Source organism: Desulfovibrio diazotrophicus, from assembly GCF_902498985.2.
Classification (GTDB): domain Bacteria; phylum Desulfobacterota; class Desulfovibrionia; order Desulfovibrionales; family Desulfovibrionaceae; genus Desulfovibrio; species Desulfovibrio legallii.
Genome location: NZ_OX346397.1, coordinates 1,713,063 through 1,738,429 on the forward strand (window position 1 = coordinate 1,713,063; position 25,367 = coordinate 1,738,429).

27 protein-coding genes, 1 tRNA gene and 1 pseudogene are annotated in these 25,367 nt (G+C 52.4%); 14 read left to right on the forward strand and 15 right to left on the reverse strand.

The genetic code is table 11. From position 1 onward, the window contains the following. Positions 1-85: 85 nt before the first annotated feature. The 10 genes from J7I12_RS07415 to J7I12_RS07460 all read left to right on the forward strand — a co-directional run bounded on the left by J7I12_RS07415 (position 86) and on the right by J7I12_RS07460 (position 7,498). Complete coding sequence (locus tag J7I12_RS07415) at positions 86-436, forward strand: NADH-quinone oxidoreductase subunit C (RefSeq protein ID WP_498793458.1); 351 nt, start codon at positions 86-88, stop codon at positions 434-436. Then, positions 433-1,518 (forward strand): hydrogenase large subunit, encoded by a 1,086-nt coding sequence (locus J7I12_RS07420; protein ID WP_302548694.1) that lies wholly within the window; start codon positions 433-435, stop codon positions 1,516-1,518. The genes J7I12_RS07415 and J7I12_RS07420 overlap by 4 nt, the downstream gene beginning before the upstream one ends. A gap of 3 nt (positions 1,519-1,521) precedes the next feature. After that, positions 1,522-1,905: a hydrogenase maturation nickel metallochaperone HypA/HybF gene (locus J7I12_RS07425; RefSeq protein WP_302548696.1), complete on the forward strand. Its 384-nt coding sequence runs from the start codon at positions 1,522-1,524 to the stop codon at positions 1,903-1,905. After that, entirely contained in the window at positions 1,898-2,494 is a 597-nt protein-coding gene (locus J7I12_RS07430; protein WP_118230689.1) for a 4Fe-4S dicluster domain-containing protein, read from the forward strand. The genes J7I12_RS07425 and J7I12_RS07430 overlap by 8 nt, the downstream gene beginning before the upstream one ends. A 206-nt stretch (positions 2,495-2,700) precedes the next feature. After that, positions 2,701-3,081, forward strand: a complete 381-nt coding sequence (locus J7I12_RS07435) for a desulfoferrodoxin (protein WP_092154296.1) — start codon at positions 2,701-2,703, stop codon at positions 3,079-3,081. Positions 3,082-3,109: 28 nt separating this feature from the next. Beyond that, positions 3,110-3,247, forward strand: coding sequence for a rubredoxin (locus J7I12_RS07440; protein ID WP_118230688.1), 138 nt, complete (start codon positions 3,110-3,112; stop codon positions 3,245-3,247). Positions 3,248-3,431: 184 nt separating this feature from the next. Further along, positions 3,432-4,637 carry an FprA family A-type flavoprotein gene (locus tag J7I12_RS07445; RefSeq protein WP_118230687.1) on the forward strand — a complete coding sequence of 402 codons (1,206 nt, stop codon included), beginning with the start codon at positions 3,432-3,434 and terminating at the stop codon, positions 4,635-4,637. Positions 4,638-5,253: 616 nt separating this feature from the next. Next, positions 5,254-5,329: transfer RNA gene (locus J7I12_RS07450), tRNA-Ala, on the forward strand. A 546-nt stretch (positions 5,330-5,875) separates the two neighbouring features. Beyond that, a protein-coding gene (locus tag J7I12_RS07455) for an IS5 family transposase (RefSeq protein ID WP_368890570.1) occupies positions 5,876-6,642 on the forward strand; the annotation gives its coding sequence in 2 pieces (ribosomal slippage) (positions 5,876-6,251 and positions 6,251-6,642; 768 coding nt in all). Between the two features lie 64 nt (positions 6,643-6,706). After that, on the forward strand, positions 6,707-7,498 hold the full coding sequence (locus tag J7I12_RS07460) for an acyltransferase family protein (RefSeq protein WP_498793460.1): 792 nt from the start codon (positions 6,707-6,709) through the stop codon (positions 7,496-7,498). Between the two features lie 6 nt (positions 7,499-7,504). On the opposite strand, the gene J7I12_RS07465 is transcribed toward J7I12_RS07460, so the two are convergent. Then, positions 7,505-8,740 carry an ISL3 family transposase gene (locus J7I12_RS07465; protein WP_096152604.1) on the reverse strand — a complete coding sequence of 412 codons (1,236 nt, stop codon included), beginning with the start codon at positions 8,738-8,740 and terminating at the stop codon, positions 7,505-7,507. A gap of 75 nt (positions 8,741-8,815) precedes the next feature. Between J7I12_RS07465 and J7I12_RS07470 the strand changes: the two genes are divergently transcribed. From J7I12_RS07470 to J7I12_RS07480, 3 genes are all read left to right on the forward strand, one after another. Next, positions 8,816-10,138 (forward strand): acyltransferase family protein, encoded by a 1,323-nt coding sequence (locus J7I12_RS07470; RefSeq protein ID WP_498793462.1) that lies wholly within the window; start codon positions 8,816-8,818, stop codon positions 10,136-10,138. A gap of 635 nt (positions 10,139-10,773) precedes the next feature. Continuing rightward, a complete protein-coding gene (locus tag J7I12_RS07475; protein ID WP_303193154.1) occupies positions 10,774-12,018 on the forward strand; it encodes a tyrosine-type recombinase/integrase in 1,245 nt (414 codons plus the stop codon). 26 nt (positions 12,019-12,044) lie between these two features. Further along, a complete protein-coding gene (locus tag J7I12_RS07480) occupies positions 12,045-13,058 on the forward strand; it encodes a hypothetical protein (protein WP_303193156.1) in 1,014 nt (337 codons plus the stop codon). A 78-nt stretch (positions 13,059-13,136) separates the two neighbouring features. Here the strand turns inward: J7I12_RS07480 and J7I12_RS07485 are convergent, their stop codons facing one another. The 7 genes and pseudogenes from J7I12_RS07485 to J7I12_RS07515 form a co-directional block, all read right to left on the reverse strand. Next, a complete protein-coding gene (locus tag J7I12_RS07485; RefSeq protein ID WP_192113948.1) occupies positions 13,137-13,286 on the reverse strand; it encodes a hypothetical protein in 150 nt (49 codons plus the stop codon). Positions 13,287-13,537: 251 nt separating this feature from the next. Then, the gene (locus J7I12_RS07490; RefSeq protein WP_303193157.1) at positions 13,538-15,187 is read right to left on the reverse strand and encodes a cobaltochelatase CobT-related protein; all 1,650 of its coding nucleotides are present in this window, start codon (positions 15,185-15,187) and stop codon (positions 13,538-13,540) included. A 4-nt stretch (positions 15,188-15,191) separates the two neighbouring features. Beyond that, entirely contained in the window at positions 15,192-16,226 is a 1,035-nt protein-coding gene (locus J7I12_RS07495; protein ID WP_303193158.1) for a DUF3150 domain-containing protein, read from the reverse strand. A 369-nt stretch (positions 16,227-16,595) separates the two neighbouring features. Then, positions 16,596-17,570, reverse strand: a pseudogene (locus tag J7I12_RS07500) (AAA family ATPase); the annotation flags it as partial. Between the two features lie 78 nt (positions 17,571-17,648). Continuing rightward, positions 17,649-18,122, reverse strand: coding sequence for an ATPase (locus tag J7I12_RS07505; RefSeq protein WP_303193210.1), 474 nt, complete (start codon positions 18,120-18,122; stop codon positions 17,649-17,651). Further along, a complete protein-coding gene (locus J7I12_RS07510) occupies positions 18,122-18,304 on the reverse strand; it encodes a hypothetical protein (protein WP_209818072.1) in 183 nt (60 codons plus the stop codon). The genes J7I12_RS07505 and J7I12_RS07510 overlap by 1 nt, the downstream gene beginning before the upstream one ends. Before the next feature lie 93 nt (positions 18,305-18,397). Then, positions 18,398-18,760, reverse strand: coding sequence for a hypothetical protein (locus J7I12_RS07515; RefSeq protein ID WP_303193211.1), 363 nt, complete (start codon positions 18,758-18,760; stop codon positions 18,398-18,400). Positions 18,761-19,094: 334 nt separating this feature from the next. Between J7I12_RS07515 and J7I12_RS07520 the strand changes: the two genes are divergently transcribed. Next, the gene (locus J7I12_RS07520) at positions 19,095-20,330 is read left to right on the forward strand and encodes an ISL3 family transposase (protein WP_096152604.1); all 1,236 of its coding nucleotides are present in this window, start codon (positions 19,095-19,097) and stop codon (positions 20,328-20,330) included. 6 nt (positions 20,331-20,336) lie between these two features. Here J7I12_RS07520 and J7I12_RS07525 read toward each other — a convergent pair whose 3' ends face one another. The 7 genes from J7I12_RS07525 to J7I12_RS07555 all read right to left on the reverse strand — a co-directional run bounded on the left by J7I12_RS07525 (position 20,337) and on the right by J7I12_RS07555 (position 25,334). Further along, positions 20,337-21,275, reverse strand: a complete 939-nt coding sequence (locus J7I12_RS07525; RefSeq protein WP_498793466.1) for a hypothetical protein — start codon at positions 21,273-21,275, stop codon at positions 20,337-20,339. A 68-nt stretch (positions 21,276-21,343) separates the two neighbouring features. After that, positions 21,344-22,045 carry an ERF family protein gene (locus J7I12_RS07530; RefSeq protein WP_303193213.1) on the reverse strand — a complete coding sequence of 234 codons (702 nt, stop codon included), beginning with the start codon at positions 22,043-22,045 and terminating at the stop codon, positions 21,344-21,346. A gap of 232 nt (positions 22,046-22,277) precedes the next feature. Beyond that, on the reverse strand, positions 22,278-22,739 hold the full coding sequence (locus J7I12_RS07535) for a rhodanese-like domain-containing protein (protein WP_498793468.1): 462 nt from the start codon (positions 22,737-22,739) through the stop codon (positions 22,278-22,280). A gap of 265 nt (positions 22,740-23,004) precedes the next feature. Then, on the reverse strand, positions 23,005-23,379 hold the full coding sequence (locus J7I12_RS07540; protein WP_303193168.1) for a putative zinc-binding protein: 375 nt from the start codon (positions 23,377-23,379) through the stop codon (positions 23,005-23,007). A 21-nt stretch (positions 23,380-23,400) separates the two neighbouring features. Beyond that, a complete protein-coding gene (locus J7I12_RS07545) occupies positions 23,401-23,634 on the reverse strand; it encodes a thioredoxin family protein (RefSeq protein WP_303193169.1) in 234 nt (77 codons plus the stop codon). A gap of 12 nt (positions 23,635-23,646) precedes the next feature. Continuing rightward, positions 23,647-24,948 (reverse strand): permease, encoded by a 1,302-nt coding sequence (locus J7I12_RS07550; protein WP_498793469.1) that lies wholly within the window; start codon positions 24,946-24,948, stop codon positions 23,647-23,649. 53 nt (positions 24,949-25,001) lie between these two features. Then, positions 25,002-25,334 carry an ArsR/SmtB family transcription factor gene (locus J7I12_RS07555; protein ID WP_303193171.1) on the reverse strand — a complete coding sequence of 111 codons (333 nt, stop codon included), beginning with the start codon at positions 25,332-25,334 and terminating at the stop codon, positions 25,002-25,004. Positions 25,335-25,367 lie beyond the last annotated feature (33 nt).

Genomic DNA, 25,367 nt, shown 5'->3' on the forward strand with positions numbered 1-25,367 from the left:
CGCCTTCCACTGGTTCCGACTGGGCACGCCGCGCACCCTGCCGGAGGCCGCCGGCCTGCTGCGCGACGCCGGCGCGCGCCTGTGCATGACCACTGCCTACAACCGCCGCCAGCTGAGCGAACCCATGCAGGAAGTGTGCTACCACTTTGAGCTGGAAGGCGTCATCTACAACCTTACCGTGACCCTCAACGGCGAATGGCCCACCGTGCCTTCCATCACGCCCCTCTTTGCCAATGCCGACTGGCACGAACGAGAAATGATGGAGCTCTACGGCATCAGCGTGACCGGCCACCCCAATCCGCGCCGCCTGTTCCTGGACGAAGAGCTGGACGCCGGCATCCTCAACGAGGCCGTGCCCCTGTCCATCATGATGAACGGGGCCTGCACCACAGACCTCTGGGAACGCATCCTCAAAGAAAAAGGGGCCCGCTCATGAGCACCAGCACCTTTGATATGCCTCTGGGCCCCGTGCATGTGGCCTTAGAGGAACCCGTCTACTTCCGCCTGACCGTAGAAGGCGAAACCGTGCGTCACGTAGAGCTGACCTCCGGCCATGTGCACCGCGGCATGGAAGCCCTGGCCAGCCAGCGCAACCTGATCAAAAACGTGACGCTCACCGAGCGGGTCTGCTCTCTTTGCTCCAACAGCCATTCCTTCACCTACTGCATGGCCGTGGAAAATGTGCTGGGCATCACCATTCCCCCCAGGGCGCGCTATCTGCGCGTGCTGGCCGAAGAAATCAAGCGCACGGCCTCCCACCTCTTCAACACCGCCATCCAGGCCCACATCATCGGCTTCAAATCCCTGTTCATGCACGTCATGGAAGTGCGTGAAATGATGCAGGACCTGAAAGAGACAGTCTACGGCAACCGCATGAATCTCGCCGCCAACTGCATTGGGGGGGTCAAGTACGATGTGGACAGGGAATTGTTGGACTATATGCGCAAAACAGTGGACAAAATCGAACCCCAGGTGGAGCAAATCTGCGAGATTTTCAACACCAACAGCCTGGTGCTGGCCAGGACCAGGGGCCTTGGGCTGCTGCCCAAAGCAGACGCCCTGCGCCTGGGCGTGGTGGGCCCGGTGGCCCGGGGTTCCGGCGTGCACATCGACGTGCGTAAGGATTCTCCCTACGCCGCCTACGGCGAGCTGGACTTTAAATCTGTGGTGCGGGAAGACTGCTGCATCCACGCCCGCACCATGGTGCGCCTGCACGAAATATTCCAGTCGTTCTCCCTTATCCGCCAGTGCCTCGAGCGCCTGCCACAAGGCCCGCTGACCGCTCCCTTGCGTCAGATCCGCACGGCCGAGGCCTGCGCCCGCACCGAGGCCCCGCGCGGCGAGGTGTTTTACTACATCCGCACCAATGAAACGGACATCCCCGCCCGTCTCAAGTGGCGCGTGCCCTCCTATATGAACTGGGAGGCTCTGGGCGTGATGATGCGCGACTGCAAGGTGGCCGACGTAGCCCTGATCACCAACAGCATTGACCCCTGCGTTTCCTGCACGGAACGCTGAGCCATGCACGAAGCCAGTCTGGTACAGGGGCTGCTGGATATGTGCCTCACCGCTGTGCGGGAACACAACGCCGCTCACCCTGAAGCGCCCGTCACCCGCGTGGAAGAGGTGCGCTGCCAGCTGGGCCTGCTCAGTTGTGTGGAACCGCAGACCCTGACCGCCTGCTTCGAACTGTTTACTGAAGATACCCCGGCGGCCGGGGCACGACTGGTGCTGGAAACCGCCCCCCTGTCCTGCCGCTGCCAGACCTGCGGCCACGACTTTACCCTGACGCAACGGCGCTTTACCTGCCCCCGTTGCGGTGGCGAAAACATCCATTGCGACGGCGGCCACGGACTGACCCTCCTGGCCCTGCACGTCGCCGCCGAGGAACCGGACCATGACTGAACACATCCAGGTCATACCCGACAAATGCCGCGCCTGCCGTCGCTGTGAGGTGGCCTGCATTGCCGCCCACCACGGCATTTCCTTCAAAGAGGCCATGAAGCACCGCGACGAAATGGTGGCCCGCGTGCAGGTGGTCAAGGCCGAAGGCTTCAAAACCACCGTGCGCTGCCACCAGTGCAACCCCGCGCCCTGCGTCAACGTCTGCCCGGCAGGCGCCCTGCAGCAGGACGCCGAAGGCCGCATCATCATGCGCGTGCAGTACTGCCTGGCCTGCAAAATGTGCATCGCCGCCTGCCCCTACGGCACCATCAGCATGGACACCATCGGCATGCCCGACGTGGACGCCGATGGCGGCGAAACCCTGGCCCAGCGCTCCCGCCGCGAGGTGGCCGTGCGCTGTGACATGTGCCGGGCCTGGCGCATGGAAAACGGCAAGAAGATTACGGCCTGCATGGAGGCCTGTCCGGCCCACGCCCTGGCCCTGGTGCTGGCCGACGGCACCGTTGTGGAGGCCCCCACCCCGGTCAAGGCCGTCAAGCCCGCAAGTGCAGCGCCCACAAAGGCACAGCCTGCGACACCTGCAGAATAGCCCAGGCATCGTTATGGCTTGCCGCATATTGCGGGTTTGCGGCAGAACTATTTTTAAAAATAGTTACTGATATCTTTAAAAAGGGCTTTACAACGCCCGCCACTTTATACACAATGTTTTTCGGCGGACGAGGCCCCGGCGGGCCTCTGTCCCCGCCGAAGGCATCCCAACCAGGCCCGTGCGGCCCCAAAAAAGTGAGGGAAACCATGCCCAAGCATCTGGAAGTGTATAAGTGCGTTCACTGCGGCAACATTGTTGAAGTGCTCCACGGCGGCGGCGCCGACATCGTTTGCTGTGGCGAGCCCATGAAGCTGATGAAAGAGGGCGCCACTGACGGCGCCCTGGAAAAGCATGTGCCCGTTATTGAAAAAGTGGACGGCGGCTATAAGGTGAAGGTGGGCAGCGTGCCCCATCCTATGGAAGAAAAGCACTGGATCGAATGGATCGAACTGCTGGCCGACGGCCGCAGCTACACCAAGTTTCTCAACCCCGGCGACGCGCCCGAGGCTTTCTTTGCCATCGACGCCGCCAAGGTGACCGCCCGCGAGTTCTGCAACCTGCACGGCCATTGGAAGGCCGAAAACTGAGCCTGAGCGCGCTTGAAGGAGAATCCCCATGCAAAAGTATGTTTGCAGTGTCTGTGGTTACGAGTACGACCCGGCCGAAAACGACAACGTGGCCTTTGAAGATCTGCCCGATGACTGGTGCTGCCCCGTGTGCGGCGTGGGTAAAGATCAGTTCAACCCGGCCTAGTTTTTTATAAGCCCGCACTGTGCGGCATGGCGTCGCCCTGCTTTGGCGGGGCGGCGCAATCGGGTTTTATGCGCCTTGCCCTGCGCGGCGCGCAGGGCCGTTCCGCCGCCCGGCATTTCCCCCGCCCTGCCCTTGCGGCTTGGCGGGTTTTTTTTCGCACCGCAATCATACCGGAGGATGGTACATGCAACCTGTTGAGATTAAAAAAGACATTTACTGGGTAGGTTTTGTGGACTACGACCATCGGGATTTTCACGGCTATTCCCGTTCGCCCGACGGTTCCACCTACAATGCCTACCTTATCAAGGACGAAAAAAACGCCCTGCTGGACACCGTTGCCCCCGGCTGCCACGGCACCCTGCTCTGCCGCATGGCCCAGGTGCTGGAGCCGCAGAAGGTGGACTACATTATCTGCAACCACCTGGAGCTGGACCACTCCGGTTCGCTGGAAATCCTGGTGGAACGCTGCAAGCCCGAAAAAATCTTTGTTTCCCAGACGGGTCTCAAATCCTTGGCCGGCTACTTTAACGCCAAGGACTGGCCCGTGCAGGCCGTTAAAACCGGCGACCGCATCAGCCTGGGCAAGCGCAGCGTGGTCTTTCAGGAAACCCGTATGCTGCACTGGCCGGACAGCATGGTTTCCTATATCCCTGAAGAAAAACTGCTGGTGAGCAACGACATCTTCGGCCAGAACATCGCCAGCTCCGCCCGTTTTGTGGACGAATTCGGCGACATGGGCGAATTTTGGCGGCGCGTGAAGGAATACTACTACAACATCGTGCTGCCTTACTCCCCCATGACCCTCAAAACCCTGCCCATTGTGGAAAAGCTGGATGTGGACATGATCGCCCCGGACCACGGCCTCATCCACCGCGGGCCCGAAGCCGTGCGCGCCATCATTGACATGTACCGCACCATGGCCGAGCAGAAGCCCCAGCAGCGCGCGCTTATTTTTTACGACACCATGTGGCAGTCTACGGAAACCATGGCCTATTCCGTGGGCAGCGGCCTGGAAGAAGCCGGCGTGCCCGTGCGCCTCATGTCCGTGAAGCACAACCACCACAGCGCCGTCATGACCGAACTGGCCGACTGCGGCGCGGTGCTGGCGGCCTCGCCCACCCACAACAATACCGTGCTGCCCCTGGTGGCCGCCCAGCTCACCTACATGAAGGGCCTGCGCCCGCAAAACCGCATCGGCGGCGCTTTCGGCTCCTACGGCTGGTCCGGCGAAGGCCCCAAATTCCTGCAGGAGCAGCTGGCTTCCATGAATATGGAAATGCCCTGCGAAGCCGTCAAATGCATGTGGCGGCCCAACCACGAAGCCCTGGCCGCTTGCCACCAACTGGGCAAGGACGTGGCCGAAGCGCTCAAAAAGAAGTGCCAGGGCTAACCGCCCGGTACGGTTGTCACAGCGCCAAAACGCCGGGCACCGGCGTAAAAGCGGTCGGGAACTGTGGTTTCCGGCCGCTTTTTCAGAACAATTTCACTGCGAAACTGCTCTGGCCGCTGCGTGCGCAAACGCCCGCCACGCAGACATAAACGCAATGCCTTTGTGCTGTTAACCGCTGAGGCGAGCGGAGTAAAATTTTTGAAAATGGATATTCTCAACGTTGCAATGCTCCAGACAGGGCGTGCCCTTTTTAGACCTGCCCCAAAGGGCGCGGACCGTCTGTCCGGTTGCCCCGCGGCAACGCCTTGAGGCCCAGGCCGCAAACGCTTGGCGGCTGCACAATGTGCAAAAAATTTGACACGCCCCCCCAAAAGGCTGGTGAGGTTGTGCGTGCCACGCACGGCAGACGGCGTGCCCCGATGGATGGGCCTGAGCAAAGGTTGCCGCGACTGCCCGGCGGGCTTTCATGCCCTGTGCAGACTTTTGCCGCCCTGCCGGAAAACGGCCTACAAGGCGGGAAAATGCCCCAACCTCCTGCCTCTCATGAGAAAACAAAAAAAAATTGCAAAAATTTGTTGACAGAGGGGCTTGTTTTGGGCATTGTTTCTTTCGCCGAGGGGCTGTAGCTCAGTTGGGAGAGCGCTTGAATGGCATTCAAGAGGCCGTCAGTTCAATTCTGTCCAGCTCCACCAGATAGTTTAAAAACCCCCGATCATTGAAAAATGGTCGGGGGTTTTTGGCGTTTGGGGAATTCATGGAAAAACATAGGTTCCCTTTTTCTTGACCCTTGCGCAACTTCATAATATGCTTATATTTCTCAATAAGATTGAAAAACGTGTGTATTGTGGACAGCCTTGCACTACTCTACTTAGAGGATATCGCTGGAGAATAATTTTATCGGTACTTGGCAGAGTTTCGTGCCGCGTTGCTTGAGTAGGGGGCTGCCACTGCCGACACTGAGGGGATGGCGCGGTGTGCAGCATGATGGCGTGTGGGAGGACACAGGCGCATCGAGGGTGTAACTTCCGCCGTAAAACTCGCGCTGTGGTCAGAAGCTCGATTTGTAGTCGCCCCTAAAATGGGGGATTACCCGCCCTCTGCTTGCCCCAGAACGGCAGCGTAGGCCACGAAACTGTCCTCCTTAATTATGTCGTTGACTAGATAGTGTCGTCACGAGATTGTCTAAAATTTGATTTTGTGGCATAGTTCGCTTGCCTTCCACCGCAAGCGAGGACCACATGTCACGACCTGCCCATAGACGACACGACATTTCTGATGCTGTTTGGAAAAAACTCGAGCCTCTTTTGCCTGGCCGCGAAGGGAGTTGGGGCGGCGTAGCCCACGACAACCGACGCTTTATAGATGCAGTTTTTTGGATCATGCGCACCGGTGCGCCATGGCGAGATTTGCCGCCCGACTTTGGCGGCTGGAGCAACACCCACCGTAGATTTATTCGCTGGCGTGATAATGGTGTGTGGGAACGACTGCTTGAAATGTTGATCGACGAGCCGGACTTTGAATGGCTGATGATCGATGCCAGCCATTGCAAAGTTCATCCCCACGCGGCTGGAGCCAGAGGCGGCAATCAGGACATGAGCCGCACAAAAGGGGGCTCAACACAAAATTGCATCTGGCCGTGGATTCGCATGGTATGCCGCTCAGGGCTATTATTACACAGGGTACAACAGCAGATTGCACTCAGGCAATCGCACTGATTGACGGATTTACAGCCGAAAATCTTTTGGCGGACAAAGGCTATGACACGGATGCGATTATTGAGCAGGCCAAAAGCCAGGGGATGGCACCGGTCATCCCCTCGAAGAAGAATCGCAAAGTACAACGAGATTACGACAGGGAGCTATACAAAGCTCGTCATCTGGTAGAAAACGCCTTCTTGCACTTGAAGCGGTGGAGGGGCGTTGCTACCAGATATGCAAAAAACACGGCGTCATTTCTGGCCGCAATACAGATCAGGTGCATCTTTTTATGGGCTTCTGTCTCGTGACTACACTGTCTAGTCCGAGAAACGAGTTGCCTCTCACGGAAAATGAGGAAGGCCTCAAATTAGTATGAGCGAAAACAAATCACCCGCCAAGTATCGTCCCGACATTGACGGGCTACGAGCGATTGCCGTTTTGTCTGTCGTAATTTATCATGCCTTTCCAAATAAACTCACTGGTGGCTTTCTTGGTGTTGACATTTTCTTTGTAATTTCAGGATTTTTAATATCTACCATTCTTTTTCAAAACATTGATCGTGGTTCGTTTTCAATCGGTCATTTTTACTCTCGCCGTATTCGTAGGATTTTCCCGGCCCTTGCTTTAGTTTTAGTTTCTGTTTTGGTCTTTGGCTGGTTATGTTTATTCCCTGACGAACTTCAACAATTAGGGAAGCATACGGCGAGTTCTGCTAGCTTCATTCAAAACTTCACCTTGTGGAATGAGGTTGGCTACTTTGACAACGCCAGTGAAACAAAACCACTACTTCATATTTGGAGTTTAGGAATTGAAGAACAGTTTTATTTTCTGTGGCCTTTGCTTTTGTGGGGAGCTAGTTATTTAGGGAAAAATCTGCGGGGCGGGTGTCATAAAAAATTATCTTATTTCCTTACCGTGGTTTTAGTTTTTCTCGTTTCATTCATTCTCAATTTAAAAACGGTCACTGTTGATCCCACAAAAACTTTCTACCTGCCACAGTATCGTTTTTTCGAACTGGCCCTTGGTGGTTTGCTGTCATGGTGGGTTTTATATCAGCCAAAAATCTCGCTCACTTTCGCCGACGGGAAAGAAAACTTTTGGCCTGATTGGCTTACCGAAACAAAGCTTAAAAACATTTGGTTCTTCCGGGTTTTCCGTGGGTAACCCCTGTCAGGAACTGGCCGGGTAGAGGTTTAGACCGCCACAGAAGAAGTAGATGGCTGTCTTGAAATGCTCCCGGTTCCTATAACCGCAAGCCTTCCTCTTGATGGCCATGATCTTGCTGTTGAGGCCCTCGGCCACGCCGTTGGTGATCCTGTGGCGGCAGAAGGTCAGGATGTTCTCAAGATGTCTCTGAATCAGTCCGCCCACTTTGCGCATTGGGGCAAGATCTGACCTGTTCACCCAGACCAGCCATCGCTTCACAAAACGTCTGGCCCATCCCGTGCTCAGGTACTTCCAGACGTCGTTCAGGCTTTCCTTCATGGCCCAGGCCTTGGCCACCTTGAGGTTCGCTGTCTTCAAGGCCTCCAGGGCTGGCCGGTGTTTGTCCGGCAGATTCTCCTCCCGGTATAGCCAGAGGAATTTCGTGCCCTTGAGTCGATGGTCATCCTGACTTGTGAGTTCGCGGTGCTCTTGCTTGCGTACCCGGTCCACAGCCTCGCCTACGTGTTTCATGACGTGGAACCGATCGTGAACGATTTTCCCCGCCGCGTCCGGCACATGTTTGAGCGTAGCTTTAAAATAGGGCTCCCACATGTCCATGGCCACGGCCTTGATCCGCTCCAACTGCGCCTTGGTGAACTGAAGGTAGTACCCCTCAAGGCTTTCGGCCTTACGCTCGTCGGCCACATACTCCACCGTGCTGCCGATCAGATCACAAACCACGGTCACATAGTCGTGCCCCTTGCGGAATGCCTTCTCGTCAACGCCAAGATACCGCGAGGGATTCGATTGCTTGCGCTCCCGGCCCCGGCGCACCGCCCTTTCCATGACACCCCATGCTTCGTCCCAGGTGATGCGCAGGATGCGCCGCGCTCCTGTTACGGTGGCGCACTCGGTCAGCACGTCGATGATCAATCGCTCCATCAATATGGTGAAACGTGCCTTGGACTCGGCCCAAGGCACGTTGACCTGAAGGACGCCATGCTCGGGGCAGTCCACTCGGGGAATCCGAGCATGCAGGAACGTCTTGAACTGGCACGTGTCCAGATGGCGCCAGACACGAGGCTCGGCATGGTCGCGGCAAGCCAGCTCTCGACCACAAGTAGGGCAAAACCAGCGAACACCAGGACCATGCTCCACGCGGATGTCTACCCGACCTTCCGCCGTGTCCAGTTCAACAGCCTCAACAAACCAGGGCTCGGTCAGCCCGAGAATCCGAAAATATAGGTCCGTATCCTTCATTGGTGCCCTCCGGGAAGGACATTAGCAGATCAGCTACCCACGGAAAACCCGGAAGAGCCAAACATTTTAAGTTTTATGGGGCTTTTAATTCTATTTCTTATATTTTGTAAATTTAACAAAGAAACTGTATTTCCCGGAAAAAATGCTTTATTTCCAATTTTTGCGACGGTTTTTATCATTTGGGCTGGCCCACAATCTTGGTTAAATAGAAAGATCCTATCTCACAAAATATTAGTATGGTTCGGGCTTATTTCTTACCCTCTCTACTTATGGCATTGGCCCATTCTTGCTTATGGACGAATCATTTATGGTGAAATGCCCCCCCCTGAGTTTCGTTTTCTAGCCGTGGCGGTTTCGATTCTTCTTTCGTGGCTCACGGTTAAGATCATTGAAAGACCGTTTCGCTTTGGAAATACCAACGTCCCTTTGAAACTCGCCACCCTTTGCTTGCTTGTTTTCGGTGTGGGTGGGGTTGGTTTATTTGCGAGTAAAATGGACTTCGAAACAACGCATACCTACAAAAAATTGCCAATCAAGCAAAAAAAGTTTGAATTTGCTATCGGCAATTCACTGACGTGGTATAAAGGAAAAAGTGACTGGCTATTTCTTGGTAATACCTACGACAGGACTGTTGAAAAACTTATGGGGGCTATCACTCCCACTGAGGACGAAATAAGAGCCACCAATAATCCATTTTTAGATCTGGCAAAAGTAGGAGAAAAAACAAACACAAAAATCGTTTTGATCGTGGGCCCGGATAAAAACTCTGTCTACTCAGAGTTTCTACCAGATGACTTTGTGCCCTCACCAAAGAGGTATAGTAGTCACTTTTTGGATCAACTCAATAATGTGCCAAGCCTCACAGTTTATAACCCCACTGAGGATATTCTTCGCCTTAAAAAAACAGAAGGGATTTTGTATTGGAAAACAGACACACACTGGAATAACAAAGGGGCTTTTCTTGTTTATTCTGGATTTTCAAAACTACTTGGTTTGCCCATTCCCCAAGTTAAGTTCCAACACAACGGGACCCACTCCGGCGATTTGATCCATATTAGCAAACAGGTCAATTTTCCACTTCACGCAGAGGACAACTGGGAGGTCGTTTGGGGCAATAAACCAGAATGGGTTGAAAAAGAAATCCCAGGCGGCCAAGTAGATGATATCACTGGAAAACAAACAATAGTGACAAATCAAAAACCTCTTTCAAATAAAAAGATATGGGTTGTTGGTGACTCATTCACAGCAGCTCTAAAACAATACTTGAATGCGACCTTTAGACAAATCCGCTATATGGGACACTGGAGACACACTCTAAAAGACTTGGCAAGTGAATTGGAAAAGACAAAGGACAAGCCAGATATTATTGTGGTCGTGCGAGTAGAGCGATCATTTTAATATGAGCTAGTTTTGGTAATCCCCCATTTTAGGGGCGACTACAAATCGAGCTTCTGACCACAGCGCGAGTTTTACGGCGGAAGTTACACCCTCGATGCGCCTGTGTCCTCCCACACGCCATCATGCTGCACACCGCGCCATCCCCTCAGTGTCGGCAGTGGCAGCCCCCTACTCAAGCAACGCGGCACGAAACTCTGCCAAGTACCGATAAAATTATTCTCCAGCGATATCCTCTAAGTAGAGTAGTGCAAGGCTGTCCACAATACACACGTTTTTCAATCTTATTGAGAAATATAAGCATATTATGAAGTTGCGCAAGGGTCAAGAAAAAGGGAACCTATGTTTTTCCATGAATTCCCCAAACGCCAAAAACCCCCGACCATTTTTCAATGATCGGGGGTTTTTAAACTATCTGGTGGAGCTGGACAGAATTGAACTGACGGCCTCTTGAATGCCATTCAATTCTCTTATGAATTGTTGGGAGGGATATTGAATGCTAAATCTCTTTTTTCATGTGTATTTTCAGCATACTATTTTCACTATCCTTCATAGTGCTTCATTGCCTTTATCCTGTAAATATGGCACAAATTTGGCACAAAGGACTCAAAAAATCCTAGATACTGCCGGAGGGGTGTATGGAGTATGACAAATCAAAAAATACAGATTGGTCGCGCATTGAATCCGGTATCCGTTGCCGTAAGCATCCCACCCGCAAGCACGGTGTCAAGCCAGACATGTATTTTGTTCTTCGTTTCACGGTCGATGGTAAAACCCATCAAGAAGCCCTCGGGTGGGCATCAGAAGGTGTTACGCTTGACAAGGCACGCCTTGAGCTTGCCAGGCTTAGAGAAGCCAAACGCACCGGCAAAGGTGCACGCTCGCTTCGTGAAAGGCGCACGCAAGAGGCTCAGATACGAAAAGAGAAGGATCTCGCGGATCAGGTTGCTAAGGCTGCGAGAATTACTATAGCCGAATATTGGCGAGAGACCTATTGGCCTGCACAAACCTATAAGGCGAGCGGCAGCCGTATGGCAGAGAATGCGCTGTGGAACAAGTGGATTGAACCCGCTATAGGCGATACATCACTAGTTGCGTTGTCAGCTTTTGATGTCGAAAAGATAAAGAGGGCGATGCTGGAAGATCGAAAGGCACCAGGCAGTGTCAAATACGCCCTAGCGGTAATATCTCAAATTTGGAGTGCTGCACATAGGGATGGCATTGTCTCGGGAGATTGTCCGACAAAGCATGTAGCGATTCCCAAGAAAGACAATCGACGCCAACGCTATCTAACGCAAGATGAGTCGGATAAGCTCCTTACAGCCCTTGCTGCTCGCAGTCCTATTTCTTACGACATGTCTATATTCGCGCTGGATTGTGGCTTGCGTTTTGGTGAAGTTGCGGCTCTTTGCTGGGAAGACTGTGATCTTGAACGCGGCCAGATGCTGATCCGAGATCCTAAGGCAAGAGCTAACCGTTTCGCCTTTATGACCGCTAGGGTCAAGAGTGTTCTGGAACGCAAGGGCAAAAAAACTTCCGGGCTGATTTTCCTTGATGCTAAAGGCAACAGACTTGACAGAGTGTCCAAAACATTTCGACGCATTGCCGATGAAATGTTCAATACCGGCATTGAAGATCCACGCTTACGTGTCTGTTTTCATACACTTCGCCATACGTTTGCTTCGTGGCTCGTAGAGGGTGGGGTGAGTCTCTACGAAGTAAAAGAACTTATGGGGCATGCTGATTTTTCAATGACGCAACGATACAGTCATCTTTCGCCTGAGGGATTGCGAGCTGCTGTAAAAATTCTTGAGAATAAAGATGTCAATGCCGCGACAAAATTCAATGGAGTGGCTATGTTCAGTAACAAGCTCAAAATGTAGAGAAAAAATTCCTGAAAGAGGATGCTATGCCCCGATATGATGCCTCCACCGATGAAAATCTAAAAAAAACCTTTCAGCTTACTCTGGAGAAGCAGTTTTTTCTTGCTCAGTATAGGAAGAGAAAGTTCATTACAGACAAGAATGTATTATTCGACGAAAATGATCCTGAAGATGCGAAAGAGAAAATTTGTAACGCTTTTTCTTGTAGTGAAATGGAGTTCAATGGTATTTTAGTACTTTATGACAATGCCATAGACTTGGTAACAAGTAGCATTTTACTGCCTCATATTTTTGTTGAAATAGATATTTACAAAGATAACTTGGCTGAGTATTCAGCGCAAAAAGTACGCCAGACAATCGATGACTTGCAATGGTATGTCGCTTATCATCACTTCAAATTATCCCAAAGAGATGCTGAGCCGTATATAGCCAATTCTGCCTTGTGTAAAAATCTATTGGAATCTCCTGAAATAACAACCATAATAAAAAATTTAACATTAATTTCACTCAGATATGGCCTGCTCATTACCGATTTGTGTTCATGTCCACCTAGCATCGATATTAAACCGATGATTGATGAAAAAGATCTCGCACTATGTAGAACATTTTTTCATTCCTCTGATTTTGATCCCTATACAAATCCGCATGTTTTGCCTGAAGAGGAAAGTCTACATAGAAAGCGGCTTATGAAGTTTCGGGAAGCGACCAATGCTGGTAGCCAAATTGACAGGCTGGAGGCATCAGCAGCTAAAACTGCATTGAAGAACATTGTTCCTGGATCTTTCTATTCTAATTCTACACTAAAAAGGCGAGCTGGCTTATGGATTTGGGATCAGTGTAACAGCCCATTAACTGAACAAAAAAATACAAAAACAGCTGCGGTTAAGACTTTATGTGCGTCAGACATTGTCAACTACAAAGGGCATGATGAGTCTTCGGTAATGCGAGAGTTGCATCGTGTCTATGAAGTTACGAAAAAAAGTATTGCGGCTGGAGAAATCCTGCCCATTGAAGATGGCAAGAGAAAGAAGAAAAAATAACTACTTCATATAGATAGTGCCAAAGGACAGGCACCCTTCTAAGTGCCTGCCCTTTGGCTTGTGCCTCATTAAACGCGATTACTCTGGTAAGGCCAACTTTTCCGGTTCCCCCACGGTATCGCGGCTGCTGACACCTCGGTCTTCCATCTCCACAGAAATCGCCGCCGCAGTGAATACTCCTGCGATCCCAGCCAGTATACCGCCTATAAATGCCCACTTATTGCTCATGTTTTTACTCCTTTTGTTCTTACGAAATGACAGAAGGCGGGCTTGCCCCGCCCTCTGCATGCCGGCCTTGTGGGCTAGTCGTCCCAGTTGTCTTTGATGACCTGCAATACAGCGATGGCTACTGGTATCCAAGCCAGTGGGTTCATATGCCCTCCATTGTTTTTAGCAACGCGGGATGCGCCGCTTTTTGTTAAGCGTAAAGAATCGGAATAACCCCGTTCGGTACCAAGGGCTGAAATCAAGGGGCACCATCATACTTCACCGCCCTTGAGCAAGGCAGCCTGCAGCATGGCAAACATGGCAGGCACCAGATCGGGCAAGTCGTTGACCACCTTGCTGGTATGCGGCAGCAGGTGCGTGATGTGTTCATCCCGAATGCCAAGGCCGTAAACTTCAAAGCCAAGTTTTTGCGCCACCCCTATGGCATTGTTTGCAGCGAGCGGGTTGTCCGGCATGCCGTCAGTGATAACCAAAATTATCTTGCGTTGCTCTTTTAGGGACAGCATGGTTTGCAGAACCCACCACAATGCCCCAGCCAAGGGGGTGCCGCCAGAAGCCCGAAGGTCGAACATATCTGGCACCGCCTGCCCGTGTCGCATGATGGGGAATACTGAATTGGTCGCCGTGGCAGCAGGGAAAGCCGTAACCGCTGGATTCACGCCACGGATATGGCTTAGCGCTGTTGCCACGGCATAGCAGGCCCGATTGGCAAGATTAATCGGTGCGCCAGCCATGCTGCCGCTTACGTCCAGCAGGATATGGACAGCCGTATTGAGGCCCAGTTGCAATGACTCTTTTTGGAAAACACGAGCATTGCCAACCTGCAGGCGGTGTAGCGAATTGGCGTGCAGTGTGCCCCTGCGCCCAATACTGCATTGCCTTTGCGTTTGCGCCTGCAGAAAGCCCTGAAGGCGAGTGCGCAGGGCAATGCTGGCCTGAAGCGCTTGCAGCTTCTGGTCTGCAGGCAACGGTGTTGCTTGGCGGGTGCCTTCTACGGCCACGGTCAGCGCGTCACCGGTGGATTCTGATCTGCAATTGCTAAGCTCAATCGCCATGATTTCCCCAATGTTCTGGGGTAAGTCTTGTGCCTCCGCATGAAAAAGAGCTTTGAGCGGTAACGCGTTCAAAGCCCTCGATTGTTGAACCGGCGCAGAGGCGCAAGCCGATTCAGCTTGTTGGACGATTTGTGAGGTAGAATTGTTGGCCTCCTCTTTAGCCTGACACACGGCTGCTTTATTGTTTGCGTTTGAGCAGTTTCTGGTTGCAGTTGGTTGAGGTGGTTCCCACTGTTGGATGCACAGGGCGATCTGTTTCGCGTATTCAATCGTTGCCTTTGTATCAGGGCAATGGATGTAGGCCTTGGCCATGATGGCATCCAGGGCCTCTATCAAGCCGGGAAAGTATTGCTCCATGATGCTCGCCGCGTTTTGGCGCGCCGGGGTCACCTCGTCCACATCCCAAGCCCTCACCGTCAACAGCACATAATCCAAAACAGCAAGGGCCGGGGAATCGTCCCCGGCCCTTGGCTGTGCTTGCTCTACAAAGAATCGTCGTATCAGCCAGTTTAGGTTTCTCCGGCAGCCTGGGAAAATACCCGACAGCTTCTTTTCAACACGCCAATCTTCGAGGCAGTTGAACAAATTAAAGGTCACAGGATCAAGGTTTGCAGCTTTCAGCACGCTGAAATCTGTATGCCGAATATGGCCGGATTCATGATCCACAAACGACCTCGCCAATGCCAGCAATTCAGGTTCACAATCCATTGGCAATGAGGGCAAGTGAATTACCTTACCGTTGGTGCAGGCCTCATTGCCGCCAATACGCACCTGCACCCCATAGCGGTCACCCAGGATGGACGCCACCAGGGGTAGGCAGTTGAGAACGTCTTTTGTGCGTATCATAGCGTCACCACAGACCCAGACTAGGTATGGCAGGATGCGGTAACGCGCTGTCAGCCACAGGGATATCAGGCAGAATGGGTTCGTCGTCATCTCCATCAGCTGCACCGTCTACCTGCATTGAGCTGCCGTCTTGCTTAGCAATAACTCCCGGACCAGCCAACAGGGCATCCAGCACAAAGGCCGGGCCGTACCCCTCAATAACTTTCTGAGCGTGCCCCACAAGAGCCGTACTGTCTTTGAGCAGGCAGACCAGTCCCTGCAACAGTAGCAGGTCTGTACCGGTGATGTTGCCCTTCTTGGGCATGCGCAACAGTGCAGCCTGCACGATGTCAGCTACCGGGGCCACATGTGGCTCTACAAATGACAAGCCCGTGAGCTTGGCATGCAGGGTACGCAGTGGCGAAAGCGCCTTGTGGGTTACCTCCGTTTTGCCATGATAAACCCTGCGCCATATATCGTCAGCCGACTTGGCCACCTCATCAAACAGGGTGCCGCCGAGGCCCTGCACCTCTTCCGCCAGGCCAGCTTCCAGCACAGCAGTGTTGTCTGTGTGCTGCTCAAGCGGAGCCACCTTATACAACTGCCAGCGGAAATCCATGCGGGCGCGTACATAATCAGGCCCCACAAGGGAGTTGCGGATAATTTCGCCCCACTGATGGTGCTTCTCAATCCATGCCTGCACATTCTGGTCGTAACCAGCCAGGAAAAATTCCTTTTCTTTCTGGAAGTCGTTGCGGAGGCTGCAAAGCTCCTGCACGATTTCGCCGGCCTTTTCTTCAGGTATAGCCCAGCCAGACATGAACCGTACACCATGTCGGTCAAGGTAGTTGAATGCGCGGGCCTTGAGCGTGCCGAACACTTTGAGATTTTCTGGGTCAGCGATGCGCTTTGAGCCCAGCGAGGCCAGATCTTCGGGGGGCAGCTCTGCGCCGCCCAGGTCTTCTTGGCTCATTTTGCGTCGGGCCGACCACAAGCTGACGTTGAGATTAAGGGCCAGCAAGTTATCCAAAATGCGTATGTCAGAAATAAGTTGTGCCATTATAGCCTCCTAGAATGAACTTTTTGTAGTATTAAGTGAGTAGCCTTCGTTGAGCTTCTTTGCTGCACGGGTTTCAAGCTCCATCACGGAATTGTTGCCCTCACAGTTTTCGGCGGCAATAAAGTGCTGCTGACCAACGGTGTCTGGCTTGCCCCACTTCAGTGTAAGCCCCACAGGGCTAGCCTCGCCGATCCAGAACTTGCCGTCCTGCTTTTTGCCGGAAAGGTTGTGAATTACCTGAAGATGAACGAGGGGCTTGGCCACCGTGGGTGTGTGGTGCAGATGGCCGCGCATGAAGCGTAGGGCTTGCTCGCCTTGCAGGATTTCAATTTCTGCCGTTACGGTTTGGGGGGACTTAACTTCCACCTGTTGAGGGAACATGCGCTGAGCCAGCTCGTGCAACATTGCGCGGGTTTCATGGCTTGCACGGTAGGCCAGTGCCCGGTCGAGGGCGTAGGTGACAGGCTGTACGCCCTGATGGGCCAGAGGCTGAAAGCGTACGGTCAGATCTCCCCAGCGCAGCAAACTGCGTGTGGAAAATGTAACTTCAATGGTATTGGTCAGATTGCTGGTAGAAGACTCACCCATGAACAGTTTGCGAACCTCATTGGCGTAGTCCACCATGCTGGCGCACAACGATTCGGGTAACGAAGGGAAGCGCCGTGCGAGCAGGCGTTTTTCCACCTCGGCAGATGGGTAGCCAACTTCACAAATTGTAAAGCGATCCAGCCATGCGAGGTTTTGCCGCTGGGTTCCCTGGTAGAGGCCGGTGTCATCGCCACCGCCATTGGTATTGGCCGTGGCAACCAGACGGAACATGGGGTGCGGCACAATCAGTTCGCCGCCGTTTTCTGCTATGCACAGGGGTGATCCGTCCAGCACGCTGTTCAGGCCTGCGGCGATTTCTGGTGAGGTCAGGTCGATTTCATTGATCAGCAGAAGTGCGCCGTAGCGCATGGCAAACGCAAGCGGGCCGTATTCAAAGGTCATATTGCCGTCCTTGACTGTCAGGTGACCAACCAAGTCTGCAAATTCCAGCCGCCCATGTCCGGTGACCTCAAAGACGGGATAGTTAAGCCTGGCTGCCAGCTGCTTGATGCATGTCGTTTTACCGCAGCCTGTGGGGCCGAAGACGTACAGTGGTTCCTGGGGGTTGAGAAACCAGACTACAACATCGCGACTGGACTCATGGAAGATATAGTCGTGGTCAATGGACGGGGTGTAGGCCGAAGGTACGGCGTAGCCCCTGACCGTGGTGCCGGAGGGATTGCCACTGAAGACTTGGCCTGCATCGAATTCTGTGGGTTGCTGGTTACTAAGCCCTTCGGTCAAACTGGTGTTCATAATTGTTACTCCTTAAATGCAGAAAAGCCCGGCTCCTTTTAAGGAAACCGGGCTTTTCGAAATATGGTATCAGTTTTTCTAGGAGATCTTTCTGTAATTACAGAAAGAATTGTCCAAAATCGTCACTTTGTCCGCCAAAGCCATAGCCTTGGGCAAATTCTCAAGGCTGCGTTTGAAACGGCGGACAACATCCTGATGCGGAACACTATGCCCACCACGAGATGCGCGGGCTGCAACTCTTTTTAGCGCAAGTTCCTCTGACGCGAGGCGTATGTATACAAGCTCAACTTCATAACCCCGCTGTTTTGCCTTTTCCATCAGAGTGAAGTCAAACTTGGCCGTAAGGGTAGACTCCCGCGCAAATGAAACTCCCTCCTCCAGAAAAAGGCGAGCCATACGAGCAGCCGCCTTACCAGCGGCAATCGGGGACAGTCCTTCTGCAGCAAGTTTATCAGGGTCAATAACCAGCAGATTTTCCCGCATGGCAATTGTCCTTGAGAATGTACTTTTTCCCGCCCCATTGGGGCCACAGATGCACAAAAGCTTTGGCATTATCCGGCCTGTTGGGCTTCGGTGATGGACGTTATTTCAGTATGTCCGTCTGGATAGCGAAGGGTATACTGCCCGTTTTCGTCCAGGTAGTTCAGCGGAACTCCTTTTTTTAGCTCAAGCTCAAGGATTATACGCTGATTTTCTATGGCCGTTTCGACCAGTTCTTCGAGTGTGAGCGACATAATTCCTCCGTTTTCACAGATTACGGGTAAGCCTGCGGGCGGTCAACGGTCTGTATCTGTGGCAAACATTTGAAAGGGGATGAAGGTCTGCTGCTAACCTGCTATAATTTTTCGTTCTACGGAAATGTTGAAAGGGGTGCCACAAAAGTTGCCGCGAATTGTAATGTCGTCATAATCTTCGCCAAGACGGATGAACAGGAAGTCTTCGTGGGGCAAGTTGTCCATGAGCTTGCCAACAAAGGCGATTTCATCAAATTCATCGTACCACCGTTCCCCCTCCCACAGAAAGCCAACAGCCCCGGGGCTTTCATCGGTTCTGTTGGGTTCATCACCAATAAGGATTTTGATTGCTGCAAAGCTATCAGGCTTGTTCCTTTCTGCCTCTGCAAGAGCAATTTTTAGCTGAACCATGCCATTTTTTGTCAGGCACAGGGCCACGTCGGAATAATACCCCATGATAATCTCCCGGAGTCTAGTTTATGGGCGAAATGCTCAATTTTTCGAAAGGTGAGCCTGTGTGCTCACAGCGGGCCAGCAAGGTATCTACGTCGAGGCCTCCCAGGTGCTCAGCGTTAAGAATCTCGGTCAACTTCTCACGCAGAGCATCCTTGTCTAACGTGGTCCGGCCTGCTGCCACTGACATGCGGAATCGGTAGTTTCCCGTGTCTACCCAATCCCGTGTGCCAGCCTGGCGGTGAACAAGCTTGAGCACAGTTTCCATCTCTTTTATTGGCTCTTCCGGGTTTTCCGTGGGTAGCTGATCTGCTAATGTCCTTCCCGGAGGGCACCAATGAAGGATACGGACCTATATTTTCGGATTCTCGGGCTGACCGAGCCCTGGTTTGTTGAGGCTGTTGAACTGGACACGGCGGAAGGTCGGGTAGACATCCGCGTGGAGCATGGTCCTGGTGTTCGCTGGTTTTGCCCTACTTGTGGTCGAGAGCTGGCTTGCCGCGACCATGCCGAGCCTCGTGTCTGGCGCCATCTGGACACGTGCCAGTTCAAGACGTTCCTGCATGCTCGGATTCCCCGAGTGGACTGCCCCGAGCATGGCGTCCTTCAGGTCAACGTGCCTTGGGCCGAGTCCAAGGCACGTTTCACCATATTGATGGAGCGATTGATCATCGACGTGCTGACCGAGTGCGCCACCGTAACAGGAGCGCGGCGCATCCTGCGCATCACCTGGGACGAAGCATGGGGTGTCATGGAAAGGGCGGTGCGCCGGGGCCGGGAGCGCAAGCAATCGAATCCCTCGCGGTATCTTGGCGTTGACGAGAAGGCATTCCGCAAGGGGCACGACTATGTGACCGTGGTTTGTGATCTGATCGGCAGCACGGTGGAGTATGTGGCCGACGAGCGTAAGGCCGAAAGCCTTGAGGGGTACTACCTTCAGTTCACCAAGGCGCAGTTGGAGCGGATCAAGGCCGTGGCCATGGACATGTGGGAGCCCTATTTTAAAGCTACGCTCAAACATGTGCCGGACGCGGCGGGGAAAATCGTTCACGATCGGTTCCACGTCATGAAACACGTAGGCGAGGCTGTGGACCGGGTACGCAAGCAAGAGCACCGCGAACTCACAAGTCAGGATGACCATCGACTCAAGGGCACGAAATTCCTCTGGCTATACCGGGAGGAGAATCTGCCGGACAAACACCGGCCAGCCCTGGAGGCCTTGAAGACAGCGAACCTCAAGGTGGCCAAGGCCTGGGCCATGAAGGAAAGCCTGAACGACGTCTGGAAGTACCTGAGCACGGGATGGGCCAGACGTTTTGTGAAGCGATGGCTGGTCTGGGTGAACAGGTCAGATCTTGCCCCAATGCGCAAAGTGGGCGGACTGATTCAGAGACATCTTGAGAACATCCTGACCTTCTGCCGCCACAGGATCACCAACGGCGTGGCCGAGGGCCTCAACAGCAAGATCATGGCCATCAAGAGGAAGGCTTGCGGTTATAGGAACCGGGAGCATTTCAAGACAGCCATCTACTTCTTCTGTGGCGGTCTAAACCTCTACCCGGCCAGTTCCTGACAGGGGTTACCCACGGAAAACCCGGAAGAACCCTTTTATTTCGCTATCTAAAGCGGTGCGCTGTTCCTTGAGGGCCGCCAGCTTTTCCAGAGCTGGTTCCCATTGGGGCATTTGCACGCCCTGCGGGAATTTGGGGCAGTCACCGTTGTGTTCGCAGTACGAGCACAACGGGTAAAAGCCCTGAGCGCAATCCACCTGTGCCAGGGTTATGTGCCCGGCGCGGAAATCTGCAAGTTCGCCCCAAAGTTGTGCCGCATGGTCAAGGGCAGTATCCAGCATGGCCTGATTGAAGCCATAGGGGCCGAATGCTTTAATCTCTTTCATGGAAAGGCAGAGCAACCACGCTTCCATACTTGCCTCGGCAGCAGTTGAGGGCATCTCAAGACCAAGCTGGGCACGACAAAGTTGAGGGAAGGTCATCTTCTCATGCAGAAGCGTACCGTCCTCAGCACGGAGGCTGAAGACGGGCTTGTTCCATGCTTTTACCAAAAGGCCGATTTGCCCGTGCAGTTGCAGCAGATGGGAATCGTGAGGCGAAGCTGGTAACTTGTCCGTGCTTTTAACTTCCAGAATCCGTATGGCATTAACAGGCGCACCCCAGACCAGCACAAAATCAAGATGGGCTTTGATGGGCACGCCCTGATGCTGCCAGTTGATCTCAATCTGGGGCAATACATGCAGGCCCAGGGATGCTAGAGCTTGCCCAACCCCGGATTCGAACCAGTGCCCGCGCTGCAGCGTAAGCAGACGCTCCAGGCTGTTTGTGGTGGGCAGCACTTTTCTGGCCAGTGCAGCCCGTGGGCATTCCCAGCGCTGGCCGATGTCGCTCATTCCCACATAGCAGGAGCGGTCGCCCAGATGGGCAAGTGTGTCTTTGTGGGCAACAGTCTGCAGGCCTTGCCTGATTAACGCCCTCAATCCCTCCGTGCGGTCCATCTGTTCCATGGGGTAGTCTCCATAAAAGCGAAAGGGCCGCCATTCGGCAGCCCTTTCACTCGGTATTTTGATTTTCATTATGCGGCGTCAACATACTTCCACCACAATTTTCTCTGCGGGTTCCAGCGGAAGCCTGAGCCCGTCAGTAATTCCTTTTTGGCCTGCGTGTTGCCGGTGGCAATGATGCAAGGACGTCCGTCCTGGGCTGTAACTTGTTGGTAGGTGACGCCTTCCAGCGGCGGGAGATTTTCAAGGCTTGCTGGCGGTCGATTTGAGGGGCCTGAAATATTGTTTGCGGTAGATGGATTGCGGTGTTGCCCTTTTTGTGATTCAGGGGCAATTACTGGCAATTGGGGCCGTGTGGGTGATTTTTTGCCATTTTTAGCACCTTCACCGTCGTCATCTTCAGTTACCATACCCAACATGGCGGTTAGAGCGTAGCGACGGGCATAGGTAATTGCCGATCCCAGGCCCTGTGGGTCGGCCTTGGGCAGAGGAATCACTGCCAAAGAACTTTGCCACTGACCAGACTCCGCATGCGTCAGCTTGGTAACCAGCCCTAATGAGTTAGGCTGTTCCACCGGCACAGGGTACTGGCAGAGCCAGATGCCATTTTCGATCAGCGCATCACGGCAGGTATCCATGACGCTGTTGAGGCTGGCGTACCAGCTTTTGGTGAAGGGATTTTCAGCGTCTTTTGTAGCAGGTTGAACGGTTCGCTGTACGTTAAGCAGGGCCTTAGCCAAATCGGTAATGTTATCTGATTGATATGTAGCCATGAAATTCCTCCAGTATAGCAAAGCCCCGTCCAGTATGGCACAGGACAGGGCTTTATTAGGACGTTTAGATACATTATTGCAGTTCTATCATAAACGTAATATGTCGCTAAAAATCATTGAATTACAGTGGATTAATTTGCCACATTGTTCAATGAAGATCTATAGTCATCATGCAGGCGATGTCTGACAACCTACAATCATAATTACACCACAAAAAATACCAGTGGGGTTCTTACTTCCTTGATCTCTGCCCTTCAATAAAATCTTTGGCCACATCGCCGCGCAGCAATTCAGCAAATCCGACCAACCCATCTACCAGATATCGAGCATTATACCCTTGAGTTCTCAAGTATACCATGGCGATATTTGATCTGTCGATGTGGGGACATGCCGTCACAATGATTTTGTCTTTTGGTATTTCCTTCAAGCGATTCGGCAATTCGTTCAGTGGAATTTTCATAGCAAAGTTCATCCCCCAGGCCTGTTGCTCCTCAGGGAATCGTATATCAATGAGAACTGCTTCATTTTTTGCCAAAAGGGCCAGCAGTTCTTTCCCTGTGCATTTCATGTCCTTTCTTGTTTCGTAGTTAAAATTACGAACAAAACTATCCAAGGTCATGGGCTCAGCAGAAATAGCTGGCTGAGCTAAGCACGAAACAACCAGAAGGCAGGCGCAAAATACAAGTTTATTCACAACTACTCCCTAGCCCTAAAAATGCCTTTATCCACAAGCTTCCAAAGGGCAAATAGTCAAAAATAAGGTTAGCACCATGTATGCGGAAGATGATTGGGAGACTCCCAATCATCTTCCGCATACAAATACTCGGCATTATACTGCCAAGCCACCATCATTCGAGGGCCCATCGCCATTCGGCGTTCTCTTTCTCAGATTTTTTGCTGGCTCAGCAAGCCTTGCGGCTTAATCGAACTTCACAAGTTTGTGTCGGTCGCTATCAAAGTTACGAGCACCGCAGGGCATCTTTGATTTTATCTGCTACATTTTCCAGGGCTTGGCTTGTGACAGGGGATTGGCCTTTGGCAAACCCCATTTCACCAAGCTGGATGTGGGTAAAATTTGTAAAACCAGCTTCTTCTAGAGTTTTGCGTGCGCAATTCAGTGGGCAACCATCAACTGCCACTATTTTTGCCGCAGCTTCCGTACTCTTTACGATGCCAGATACCTTGCCACCAATGCCTGCTAGACAAAACATTTTGCCGACGCCATTCTTGGAAGCCAGTCGAACGGCCTGATCGGCGATTTCACCCACGTCAGCAGCGCCAGAACAAGCAAACAACAAGTTCGGCGCCCCACCACATGCACATGATGCGCTCATATTAGTCCTCTCTGCTGGGGGTTATGCAAGCATTTGCTTGAGTTCGGTTATGGAAGGAACTTTTCCTACCACTTTGACCTCGCCATCAACCACAAGCGCCGGAGTGCTCATGACGCCAAACTGAAGCATGCTCGAAATGTCGCTAATTTTTTCGATTTCATACTGAATCCCAAGTTCCTGAGCGGCAGTTTCCGTATCTTTCTTCAGCTTTTCACATTTGGAGCACCCAGGGCCAAGAACAAGAATTTTCTTCATGATATCCTCCGATTATGAAACCAAACTACCAAAAATCATTCCGCTGAATGTGGCCATGATGATGACAAGGGAAACATAGACAATGGTTTTTTGTGTTCCCATGATACTTCGAATAACAAGCATATTGGGTAAGCTTAGTGCTGGCCCGGCAAGCAGCAACGCCAGCGCAGGCCCCTGCCCCATGCCGCTGCCGATCAATCCCTGCAGAATCGGTACTTCAGTAAGCGTGGCAAAGTACATAAATGCACCGGCAAATGATGCGAAAAAATTTGCCATAAATGAATTGCCACCCACAGACGCGCTGACCCACGATGAAGGAATAAGGCCCTCGCTGCCAGGCCTGCCGAGCAACGCTCCCGATATGAGAACACCGTAGAGAAGCAACGGCAAAATTTGCTTGGCAAATCCCCAGCTTTGACCAAACCAGTCTTGGAGTTCACCTTCTTTTGAACTCGTAATCCACGAAAGACCAATCATGCCTGCGACAAAGGCGATCATGGGAATTTCTGGAAACAGCAAGGCTAGCGCCGCCACGGGAATGATTGCAATAACAAGGTGAAAAATCCGCACATTAAACCACGCGACAAGAATTACGCCAAATCCAAAAGCAAACAGGGAAGTAATGAGCCATTTAGCGCTGTAAATTGCAGCCCAGAGGCCTTCACTTTCTGAGGGCTTTCCCCAGTTGGCAAAGACAAGCACACCGATCATGGCCAAGAAATACAACGCGGTTTTCCACAATGGGCGGCTTGTGACTTCTGGGGGCAGTTGCGCCATTGCTTTTGATTTTTCACCTTCTTCTTTTCTGTAGATAAGGTGCATCATTAAGCCAATCAAAACACTGAACAAGATTGCTCCCACCGCGCGCGCAAAGCCAAGCTCGGGGCCCAAAATCCGTGCAGTAAGGATGATGGCTAAGATGTTTATAGCTGGCCCTGAATAAAGAAACGCTGTTGCAGGCCCCAATCCCGCGCCCATACGGTAAATTCCTGCAAATAAGGGAAGAATCGTGCACGAGCACACCGCGAGAATTGTTCCAGAGCATGAAGCAACGGCGTATGCGACGAATTTGTTGGCAGTGGGTCCCAGATACTTCATTACAGACGCCTGGCTAACAAAAACACCGATGGCACCAGCAATAAAAAAAGCGGGCACAAGGCAAAAAATCACATGTTCCTGAGCGTACCATTTTACAAGATGAAAAGCCTCAAGAACCGCGTTGTCAAAACGCTCCCAACCTACAGGCAAGTAGTAGCAGATGAGGAATATTACAATGATTACAGCGAGAGGCTTCCATTCCTGTTTCCAGTTCATGTGATTTCTCCTGTGTTCATTTTCCAAAACAGCCAAATGTTCCGGCAAAAAAATTAGCGCTGCGCCGCGAGTACTTTTTCCACGCACTGAAAAAAATTGACCACACACGGCACTTTGAGCCGATAAAAAACCATCTTCCCTCGCTTGTCGTCCTCAACGATCCCAACGGATTTAAGCGTGCGCAAATGTTTCGACACCGTTGAAAAGTCGCATCCAAGCATATCCACAAGCTCGCATACGCAGCACTCACCGCGAGAAAGCGTGTCAACTATCATCAGGCGCGAGGGGTGAGCTATCGCCTTCAAAATTTTAGCCCGCTCCTCGTAGTGCGCGTTACCGTCGCGCACAAAAATACGGGGTCTATAGTTAGATAGTTGCTTGTCCATATTTGGCGATTACGCCAAACGTTACGCACTGTC

Coding starts and splice junctions, on each gene's coding strand:
- J7I12_RS07415 (WP_498793458.1), top strand. CDS start 86: ATGACCACTGCCTACAACCGCCGCCAGCTGAGCGAACCCATGCAGGAA.
- J7I12_RS07420 (WP_302548694.1), top strand. CDS start 433: ATGAGCACCAGCACCTTTGATATGCCTCTGGGCCCCGTGCATGTGGCC.
- J7I12_RS07425 (WP_302548696.1), top strand. CDS start 1,522: ATGCACGAAGCCAGTCTGGTACAGGGGCTGCTGGATATGTGCCTCACC.
- J7I12_RS07430 (WP_118230689.1), top strand. CDS start 1,898: ATGACTGAACACATCCAGGTCATACCCGACAAATGCCGCGCCTGCCGT.
- J7I12_RS07435 (WP_092154296.1), top strand. CDS start 2,701: ATGCCCAAGCATCTGGAAGTGTATAAGTGCGTTCACTGCGGCAACATT.
- J7I12_RS07440 (WP_118230688.1), top strand. CDS start 3,110: ATGCAAAAGTATGTTTGCAGTGTCTGTGGTTACGAGTACGACCCGGCC.
- J7I12_RS07445 (WP_118230687.1), top strand. CDS start 3,432: ATGCAACCTGTTGAGATTAAAAAAGACATTTACTGGGTAGGTTTTGTG.
- J7I12_RS07460 (WP_498793460.1), top strand. CDS start 6,707: ATGAGCGAAAACAAATCACCCGCCAAGTATCGTCCCGACATTGACGGG.
- J7I12_RS07465 (WP_096152604.1), bottom strand. CDS start 8,740: ATGAAGGATACGGACCTATATTTTCGGATTCTCGGGCTGACCGAGCCC.
- J7I12_RS07470 (WP_498793462.1), top strand. CDS start 8,816: ATGGGGCTTTTAATTCTATTTCTTATATTTTGTAAATTTAACAAAGAA.
- J7I12_RS07475 (WP_303193154.1), top strand. CDS start 10,774: ATGGAGTATGACAAATCAAAAAATACAGATTGGTCGCGCATTGAATCC.
- J7I12_RS07480 (WP_303193156.1), top strand. CDS start 12,045: ATGCCCCGATATGATGCCTCCACCGATGAAAATCTAAAAAAAACCTTT.
- J7I12_RS07485 (WP_192113948.1), bottom strand. CDS start 13,286: ATGAGCAATAAGTGGGCATTTATAGGCGGTATACTGGCTGGGATCGCA.
- J7I12_RS07490 (WP_303193157.1), bottom strand. CDS start 15,187: ATGATACGCACAAAAGACGTTCTCAACTGCCTACCCCTGGTGGCGTCC.
- J7I12_RS07495 (WP_303193158.1), bottom strand. CDS start 16,226: ATGGCACAACTTATTTCTGACATACGCATTTTGGATAACTTGCTGGCC.
- J7I12_RS07505 (WP_303193210.1), bottom strand. CDS start 18,122: ATGCCAAAGCTTTTGTGCATCTGTGGCCCCAATGGGGCGGGAAAAAGT.
- J7I12_RS07510 (WP_209818072.1), bottom strand. CDS start 18,304: ATGTCGCTCACACTCGAAGAACTGGTCGAAACGGCCATAGAAAATCAG.
- J7I12_RS07515 (WP_303193211.1), bottom strand. CDS start 18,760: ATGGGGTATTATTCCGACGTGGCCCTGTGCCTGACAAAAAATGGCATG.
- J7I12_RS07520 (WP_096152604.1), top strand. CDS start 19,095: ATGAAGGATACGGACCTATATTTTCGGATTCTCGGGCTGACCGAGCCC.
- J7I12_RS07525 (WP_498793466.1), bottom strand. CDS start 21,275: ATGGAACAGATGGACCGCACGGAGGGATTGAGGGCGTTAATCAGGCAA.
- J7I12_RS07530 (WP_303193213.1), bottom strand. CDS start 22,045: ATGGCTACATATCAATCAGATAACATTACCGATTTGGCTAAGGCCCTG.
- J7I12_RS07540 (WP_303193168.1), bottom strand. CDS start 23,379: ATGAGCGCATCATGTGCATGTGGTGGGGCGCCGAACTTGTTGTTTGCT.
- J7I12_RS07545 (WP_303193169.1), bottom strand. CDS start 23,634: ATGAAGAAAATTCTTGTTCTTGGCCCTGGGTGCTCCAAATGTGAAAAG.
- J7I12_RS07550 (WP_498793469.1), bottom strand. CDS start 24,948: ATGAACTGGAAACAGGAATGGAAGCCTCTCGCTGTAATCATTGTAATA.
- J7I12_RS07555 (WP_303193171.1), bottom strand. CDS start 25,334: ATGGACAAGCAACTATCTAACTATAGACCCCGTATTTTTGTGCGCGAC.